Below are 7,043 nucleotides of genomic sequence, written 5' to 3'. Positions count from 1 at the left end.
GAACTGCGCTGGACGGTGCTGCACCGGCTCGTCGTGCTGGGCCGGGCCGGCGAGGCGGAGATCGCTGCGGAGGCGGGCCGTGACCGCAGCGCGCGGGCCGCCGAGCACGCCGCGCGGTCGCGGGCCGCGATCGCGGACCCGGCGGCGAAGGCCCGCGCCTGGGAAGCGATCGTCGCCGACGACACCGCGTCAGCGCGGCTGGTCGCGGCGAGCGCCGAGGGCTTCTGGCAGCCGGAGCAGGACGAGCTGACCGCCGTCTACGTGGCCCGCTACTTCGAGCAGATGCCGGCGATGACCGGCCGGCGCACCCCGCACGCCGCCCGTCAGATCGCCGCCGCCGCCTACCCGCAGTACGCCGTGTCGACGGCGACCGTGGACGCCGCCGAGGCGCTGCTCGGCCGGGACGACATCGATCCGCTGCTGCGCCGGGTCGTCGTCGATGCCACCGACGAGCTGCGCCGCTCGGTGCGCGCCCGAAGCTGATTCACCGATCTTGTCGCAGCGTGTGACGGCACGAACCCCTCAAACTCGCCGTCTTTGTCGCTCCGACGACGATTTCCGCCGCGATCTGCTGTACTCGGGCATGTTCCGGTAGCAAAGGAAATCTTAAGGCAAATTTCAGGGGGGTGGACGGCCATGACGGTCGGCACTGAAACGACCGGGCGGTCGACTGCGCGGGGCGGTGCGATCGTGTGGGTACTGCTGATCGGCGCCGTCATCGCGGTGTCGCTCGGGACGTACGCGAAGGTCCACGATCCGGCCGGCCGGCCGGTGCTGACCCTCGGCTTCTCCAGCGCGACGCCGATGAAGGCGTGGCTGACGACGGTGGCGCTGGTGCTCGCGGTCGGGCAGCTGATCACGGCGCTGTGGATGTGGGGCCGGCTGCCCGGCGCGGGCTCGGCGCCGGCATGGGCCAGCCTGGTGCACCGGTGGGCCGGTACCGCGGCGTTCGTGGTGAGCCTGCCGGTCGCGTTCACCTGCATCTGGTCGCTCGGCTTCGCCGACACCGACACGCGGGTCCTCGTCCACGGCATCGCGGGCTGCGCCTTCTACGGCGCGTACGCGTCGAAGATGCTCGGCCTGCGCGTGCGCGGCCTGCCCGGCTGGACGCTGCCGGTGCTCGGCTCGCTGGTGTTCGCCGCGCTCGTCACGCTCTGGCTGACCGCGTCGCTGTGGTTCTTCACCCGCTCCGGAATCCCCGTTCGACCTGCTCGCCCAGCGGCTGCGGGCCGGTGGGGCGCTGTGCCTGCTCGCCGACCGCGACCTGTCCCGGTCGGGCGTCCCGGTGGAGTTCTTCGGCGCGACCGCCACGATGCCCGCGGGCCCGGCGGCGCTCGCGCTGGCCACCGGGGCGACGCTGCTTCCCGTCACGCTCTGGTTCGACCGGGACGGCTGGAGCGCGCGGATCCACCCGGCGGTGGCGCCCACCGACGTCCCGACGATGACCCAGGGCCTGGCCGATGCCTTCGCCGCCGGGATCACCGCGCATCCCGCCGACTGGCACATGCTCCAGCGGGTGTGGCGCGATGATCTCCCGGCGGCACCGTGAGGATCGGCCTGGCCTGTCCGTACACCTGGGACGTGCCCGGCGGCGTCCAGGTGCACGTGCGTGACCTCGCCGAGACGCTGATCGCGGCGGGGCACGAGGTGTCCGTGATCACACCGGTGGACGACGAGCGGAACCTGCCGCCCTACGCCGTCGACGCCGGCCGTGCACTGCCCGTGCGGTACAACGGCTCGGTGGCCCGGCTGCTGATGGGCCCGGTCTCCGCGGCCCGGGTGCGGCGCTGGCTGCGCGAGCACGACTTCCACGTGCTGCACGTGCACGAGCCCACCGCGCCCAGCGTCAGCCTGCTCGCGTGCATGCTGGCCGACGGGCCGATCGTGGCGACGTTCCACACCGCCAACCCGCGGTCGAGGTTCCTCACCGCCGCGCAGGGCGCGCTGCAGCCGTCGTTCGAGAAGCTGCGGGCCCGCATCGCCGTCTCCGAGGCCGCGCGGCGCACCCTCGTCGAGCATCTCGGCGCCGACGCGATCCTGATCCCCAACGGGGTGGCGCTCGACAGTTTCGCCGGTGCCCAGGCGCTGCCCGACTACGCCGGCGGCCCGCCCACCGTCGTCTTCCTCGGCCGCATCGACGAGCCCCGCAAGGGTCTCGACGTGCTGCTGGCCGCGATGCCGCCGCTGCTCGCGGCGGTCGAGGACGCGCGCCTGCTGGTCGCCGGGCCGGGCGGCGCGGCCGGGCTGCGAGCGCGCCTGGACCCGCTCCTGCGGCCCCACGTCGACCTGATCGGCCTGGTCTCCGACGCCGACAAGCCGCGGGTGTTCGCCTCCGGGCAGGTCTACTGCGCTCCGAACACCGGCCAGGAGAGCTTCGGCATCGTGCTGCTGGAGGCGATGGCGGCGGGCACGCCGGTCGTCGCCAGCGACATCGACGCGTTCCGCCGGGTCCTCGACGACGGTCGCGCCGGGCGCCTGTTCGAGGTCGGTGACCCCGAGCGGCTCGCCGCCGCCCTCGCCGAGGTGCTCACCGACCCCGCGGGTGCCGCCGAGCTGGTGCGCCGCGGTCACGCCGTCGCCCGCGCCTACGACTGGCGCACCGTCGCCGCCCGGATCGTCGGGGTATACCAGATGGTCTCGGGAGACCGTCCGGTGTCCGTCGCGCCCGGCTGAGTCCCGGCGCCGCCCGCCGGGACGGGAGCCAGGTCACACCCGCCGGGCGGCTACGCTGCGCTCGATGAGCGTCCTCGTGGCCGTGGTCGCCGTGGTGGTGGCGATCGCGACCTATCTGACCTGGCTGGCCCTGCGCCTAGACCGGCTCGCCGCCAGGGTGGCGGACGCCCGTGATGGGCTGGTCGGCCAGCTCGTCACCCGCGCGCAGGCCGCCGCCCTGCTGGCCGCGCGGTGCGCGCTGCCCGGACTCGCGGCCAGTGCCGAGCGGGCCCACCGCGGACACCTGTCGCTGCTCGCCGGTTCCCCGCTGGACGGCGAGGTCGAGCTGGCCGAGAACGCGCTGAGCAGGTCGCTGCGGGCCGCCGCGGTCGCGGACGCCGGCCAGCGGTTTCCCCAGGAGTTGCACGCGGTGGACTCCGCGGCGGCCCGGGTGGCGCTGGCCCGGCAGTTCCACAACGACGCGGTGCGGGACCTGCGCTCGCTGGCCGGCCGGCGGCTGGTCCGGGTACTGCACCTCGTGGGCCGCCGGACCGCCCCCGGCTACTTCGAGATCGACGATGCCCTCTCGCCGCGGGACGAGGCGTCCCCGCCGATGCTTGGCGCGCCCTTGGCCGCTGGGACGGCGCCGCGACCGGACGCCGGCGGGCAGGCCGACGGGAGCGACCGGCCCGGCCTGGCCCGCTGACCGCCCGGGATCGCACCGCCTGGGATCGCACCGCCTGGGATCGCACCGCCCGGGATCGCACCGCCCGAGCCTGAGTGCCGGCGAGGTGATCGCCCGCAGAGCTGGTCGGTCGTCGTTCCGCCCGGTCGGGCCGGCTCGCGCCGTACGATGGGAAACCGACCCACCCACACGGGAATCACCTGGCTGCGTGGCCGACCTACAGGTGTGGCTGCCACCGCACCCGCCATGGCGGCCGCGGTCGCGGCCATCCGTGGTGCCCGACCGACGTGAAAAGAGACGGCGCATCATGTCCGAGGCCCAGACCGCATCCACCAGCGGCCAGGCGGCCGGCACCACCCGGCAGGCCGGCACCGCAGGCGTCAAGCGCGGCATGGCGGAGATGCTCAAGGGCGGTGTGATCATGGATGTGGTCAACGCCGAGCAGGCCCGCATCGCCGAGGACGCGGGCGCTGTCGCGGTGATGGCGCTGGAGCGGGTGCCCGCCGACATCCGCGCGCAGGGCGGCGTCGCCCGGATGAGCGACCCCGACATGATCTCCGAGATCATCGCGGCGGTGTCCATCCCGGTCATGGCCAAGGCCCGCATCGGGCACTTCGTCGAGGCGCAGGTGCTGCAGGCGCTCGGGGTGGACTATGTGGACGAGTCCGAGGTGCTCACCCCGGCCGACCCGCACCACCACATCGACAAGCGGGCGTTCACCGTGCCGTTCGTCTGCGGGGCGACGAACCTCGGCGAGGCGCTGCGCCGCATCGCCGAGGGCGCGGCGATGATCCGCTCCAAGGGTGAGGCCGGCACCGGCGAGGTCTCCAACGCCGTGGTCCACATGCGGACCATCCGCGCGGACATCGGGCGCCTGACGGCCCTGCCCGCGGAGGAGCTCTACGCCGCCGCGAAGGAGCTGCGCGCCCCGGTCGACCTGGTCGAGGAGGTGGCCCGGCTCGGCCGGCTGCCCGTCGTGCTGTTCACCGCCGGGGGCATCGCGACCCCCGCGGACGCGGCGCTGATGATGCAGCTCGGCGCGGACGGTGTGTTCGTCGGATCCGGCATCTTCAAGTCCGGCGACCCGGCGCGGCGCGCTCGCGCGATCGTCGAGGCCACGACGATGTACAACGACGCCGACCTGCTGGTGAAGGTCTCCCGGGGCCTCGGTGAGGCGATGGTCGGGATCAACGTCACCGAGCTGGCGGCGACCGCGCGCTACGCCGACCGCGGCTGGTGAGCGACCCGCGGATCGGCATTCTTGCGCTGCAGGGGGACGTGCGCGAGCACGCCCGCGCCCTCACGGCGGCCGGCGCGCGCCCGGTGGAGGTCCGCCGCGAGGCGGAGCTCGACGAGGTCGACGGGCTGGTGCTGCCCGGCGGCGAGTCCACGACGATCGGCCGGCTGCTGCGGGTGTTCGCGCTGCTCGAGCCGCTGCGGGCGAAGGTCGCGGCAGGCCTGCCCGTGTTCGGTTCGTGTGCTGGCATGATCCTGCTAGCGCGGGACGTCGTGGACGGCCGACCCGATCAGCCGCTGATCGGTGGGCTGGACGTGGTCGTCCGGCGCAACGCCTTCGGCCGGCAGGTCGACTCGTTCGAGGCCGACCTCGACGTCGTCGGTGTGCCGGGGCCGCCTGTGCACGCGGTGTTCATCCGGGCACCATGGGTCGATAAGGCGGGCGGCGCGGTCGAGGTACTGGCCAGCGTCGCCGAAGCGCCGGTGGCGGTCCGTCAGGGTCCGCTGCTGGCCACCGCGTTCCATCCCGAACTGACCGGTGACTTTCGGGTCCACGGGCTGTTCGTCGACATCGTGCGATCGTCCCGATCGGTCGCTGATCGCAGGTAAGAGGGGCAGGACATGAGCGGTCACTCCAAATGGGCGACCACGAAGCACAAGAAGGCTGTCGTGGACGCCCGCCGCGGCAAGCTGTTCGCCAAGCTGGTCAAGACCGTGGAGGTCGCGGCCAAGACCGGCGGCGGAGATCCGGCGGGCAACCCGACGCTCGCGGACGCCATCGCGAAGGCCAAGTCGCAGTCGGTCCCGAACGACAACATCGATCGGGCGGTCAAGCGCGGCTCCGGCGAGCTCGCCGGCGGCGCGAACTACGAGAACATCACCTACGAGGCCTACGGGCCCGCCGGGGTGGCGATCCTCGTCGAGTGCCTGACCGACAACCGCAACCGGGCCGCCTCCGACGTGCGGGTGGCGATCACCCGCAATGGCGGGACGCCGGCCGACCCGGGTTCGGTGTCGTACCTGTTCAACCGCAGGGGCGTCGTGCTGCTGACGAAGACTGACGGGCTGACCGAGGACGACGTGCTGCTCGCGGTGCTCGACGCCGGGGCGGAGGAGGTCAACGACCTAGGCGACGTCTTCGAGGTGATCTCGGAGGCGACCGACCTGCACGCGGTCCGGGTGGCGGCGGGCGACGCCGGGCTGGAGATCACCTCCGCGGACGTCTCCTGGCTGCCGAGTGTGAGCGTGCCCTTGGACGCGGAGCCCGCGGCCAAGGTGCTCAAGCTCGTCGACTCGCTCGAGGACCTGGACGATGTCCAGAACGTCTGGTTCAACGGCGACATCTCGGACGACGTGATGGAGCTCGTCACCAGCTGACCGGCGGGTGCGCCTGGCCGGCGCGATCTGTTGGGCGTGTCGTTGATGTCCGGTTGCGGTAGGCGATCTACTATCGAACGGATGTTCCCGCGGCACGCCGTCGGGAGGTTGGCTGTCGGGGAGGGTGGATGCGGGTACTGGGCGTCGATCCGGGGCTGACCCGGTGCGGCCTGGGTGTGGTCGACGGCGCGGTCGGTTCGCGGGCCCGCCTGGTAGAGGTGGGCGTGGTGCGCACCCCGGCCGGCTCGCCGGTGCCGCAGCGGCTGCGTGCCGTCGCCGACGGCATCGACGCGTGGCTCGACCGGACCAGGCCGGACGCGGTGGCCGTGGAGAAGGTCTTCAGTCAGGCCAATGTCCGCACGGTCATGGGCACGGCGCAGGCCGGCGCCGTCGCGATCATGCTGGCGGCCCGGCGCGACCTGCCCGTCGGCCTCTACACACCCAGCGAGGTCAAGGCGGCGGTGACGGGCAGCGGCCGGGCCGACAAGGCCCAGGTCGGATTCATGATCAGTAAGCTGCTGGGGCTGACGGAGGTGCCGCGCCCGGCCGACGCGGCGGACGCGCTGGCGCTGGCGCTGTGCCACGTGTGGCGCGGCCCGGCGCTGGCGAGGCTGCGGGCCGCGAGCGGTGGGGGGGCGGCCTCGTGATCGCCTCGGTCGCGGGCACCGTCACGGCGCTCGGCCCGCTGAGCACCGTCGTCGAGGTGGGCGGGGTCGGGCTGCTGGTGCAGTGCACCCCGGCGACGCTCGCCGGGCTGCGGGTGGGCGAGCCGGCGCGGCTCGCGACCACCCTCGTGGTGCGCGAGACGGAGCTGACGCTCTACGGCTTCACCGACGCCGACGCCCGGGACGTCTTCGAGAGCCTGCAGTCCGCGGCCGGTGTGGGTCCGAAGCTCGCCCAGGCCGTCCTCGGCGTGCTCGAGCCGGACGTGGTGCGCCGGGCCGTCGCGGAGGAGGACCTCGCGGTGCTCACCAGGGTCCCCGGGATCGGCCGCAAGGGCGCCCAGCGCATCGTCCTGGACCTGCGGGACCGCCTGGGCCCGCCGCGCGGCGGCGCACTGCCCGGCCCCCGACCGGGGGAGCCGGCCGGTGCC

At 73.7% G+C, this 7,043-nt stretch carries 8 protein-coding genes and 2 pseudogenes; all 10 read left to right on the top strand.

Annotation, left to right across the window (positions count from 1 at the left end):
* The coding region (locus MXD58_RS16395; protein WP_250609499.1) for an ERAP1-like C-terminal domain-containing protein at window positions 1-483 on the top strand (483 nt) is incomplete at its 5' end.
* A 153-nt stretch (window positions 484-636) separates the two neighbouring features.
* Window positions 637-1,200: pseudogene (locus MXD58_RS16390) on the top strand (DUF6529 family protein); the annotation flags it as partial.
* A pseudogene (locus MXD58_RS16385) lies at window positions 1,193-1,549 on the top strand (LpxL/LpxP family acyltransferase); the annotation flags it as partial. The pseudogenes MXD58_RS16390 and MXD58_RS16385, both read left to right, overlap by 8 nt.
* On the top strand, window positions 1,546-2,673 hold the full coding sequence (locus MXD58_RS16380; RefSeq protein ID WP_248840206.1) for a glycosyltransferase family 4 protein: 1,128 nt from the start codon (window positions 1,546-1,548) through the stop codon (window positions 2,671-2,673). The pseudogene MXD58_RS16385 and the gene MXD58_RS16380, both read left to right, overlap by 4 nt.
* Window positions 2,674-2,737: 64 nt before the next feature.
* Window positions 2,738-3,358 (top strand): hypothetical protein, encoded by a 621-nt coding sequence (locus MXD58_RS16375; protein WP_248840207.1) that lies wholly within the window; start codon window positions 2,738-2,740, stop codon window positions 3,356-3,358.
* Window positions 3,359-3,644: 286 nt separating this feature from the next.
* Window positions 3,645-4,577, top strand: coding sequence for a pyridoxal 5'-phosphate synthase lyase subunit PdxS (gene pdxS, locus MXD58_RS16370; protein ID WP_284678453.1), 933 nt, complete (start codon window positions 3,645-3,647; stop codon window positions 4,575-4,577).
* Window positions 4,574-5,182, top strand: coding sequence for a pyridoxal 5'-phosphate synthase glutaminase subunit PdxT (pdxT, locus tag MXD58_RS16365; RefSeq protein WP_248840208.1), 609 nt, complete (start codon window positions 4,574-4,576; stop codon window positions 5,180-5,182). The genes pdxS and pdxT overlap by 4 nt, the downstream gene beginning before the upstream one ends.
* Before the next feature lie 12 nt (window positions 5,183-5,194).
* Window positions 5,195-5,950, top strand: a complete 756-nt coding sequence (locus MXD58_RS16360; RefSeq protein ID WP_248840209.1) for a YebC/PmpR family DNA-binding transcriptional regulator — start codon at window positions 5,195-5,197, stop codon at window positions 5,948-5,950.
* A gap of 128 nt (window positions 5,951-6,078) precedes the next feature.
* Window positions 6,079-6,597 carry a crossover junction endodeoxyribonuclease RuvC gene (ruvC, locus tag MXD58_RS16355; protein WP_248840210.1) on the top strand — a complete coding sequence of 173 codons (519 nt, stop codon included), beginning with the start codon at window positions 6,079-6,081 and terminating at the stop codon, window positions 6,595-6,597.
* A partial coding sequence (gene ruvA, locus MXD58_RS16350; RefSeq protein WP_250609498.1) for a Holliday junction branch migration protein RuvA occupies window positions 6,594-7,043 on the top strand: 450 nt, incomplete at its 3' end. The genes ruvC and ruvA, both read left to right, overlap by 4 nt.

This window comes from Frankia sp. AgKG'84/4 (assembly GCF_023242965.2).
GTDB lineage: Bacteria > Actinomycetota > Actinomycetes > Frankiales > Frankiaceae > Frankia.
The sequence above is the reverse complement of the archived record's forward strand: the minus strand, read 5'-3'. Positions and strand labels throughout refer to the sequence as shown.

Excerpts from the sequence above, each read along its gene's own strand:
- MXD58_RS16375 (WP_248840207.1), top strand. The coding sequence starts at position 2,738 with ATGAGCGTCCTCGTGGCCGTGGTCGCCGTGGTGGTGGCGATCGCGACC.
- pdxS (WP_284678453.1), top strand. The coding sequence starts at position 3,645 with ATGTCCGAGGCCCAGACCGCATCCACCAGCGGCCAGGCGGCCGGCACC.
- MXD58_RS16360 (WP_248840209.1), top strand. The coding sequence starts at position 5,195 with ATGAGCGGTCACTCCAAATGGGCGACCACGAAGCACAAGAAGGCTGTC.
- ruvC (WP_248840210.1), top strand. The coding sequence starts at position 6,079 with ATGCGGGTACTGGGCGTCGATCCGGGGCTGACCCGGTGCGGCCTGGGT.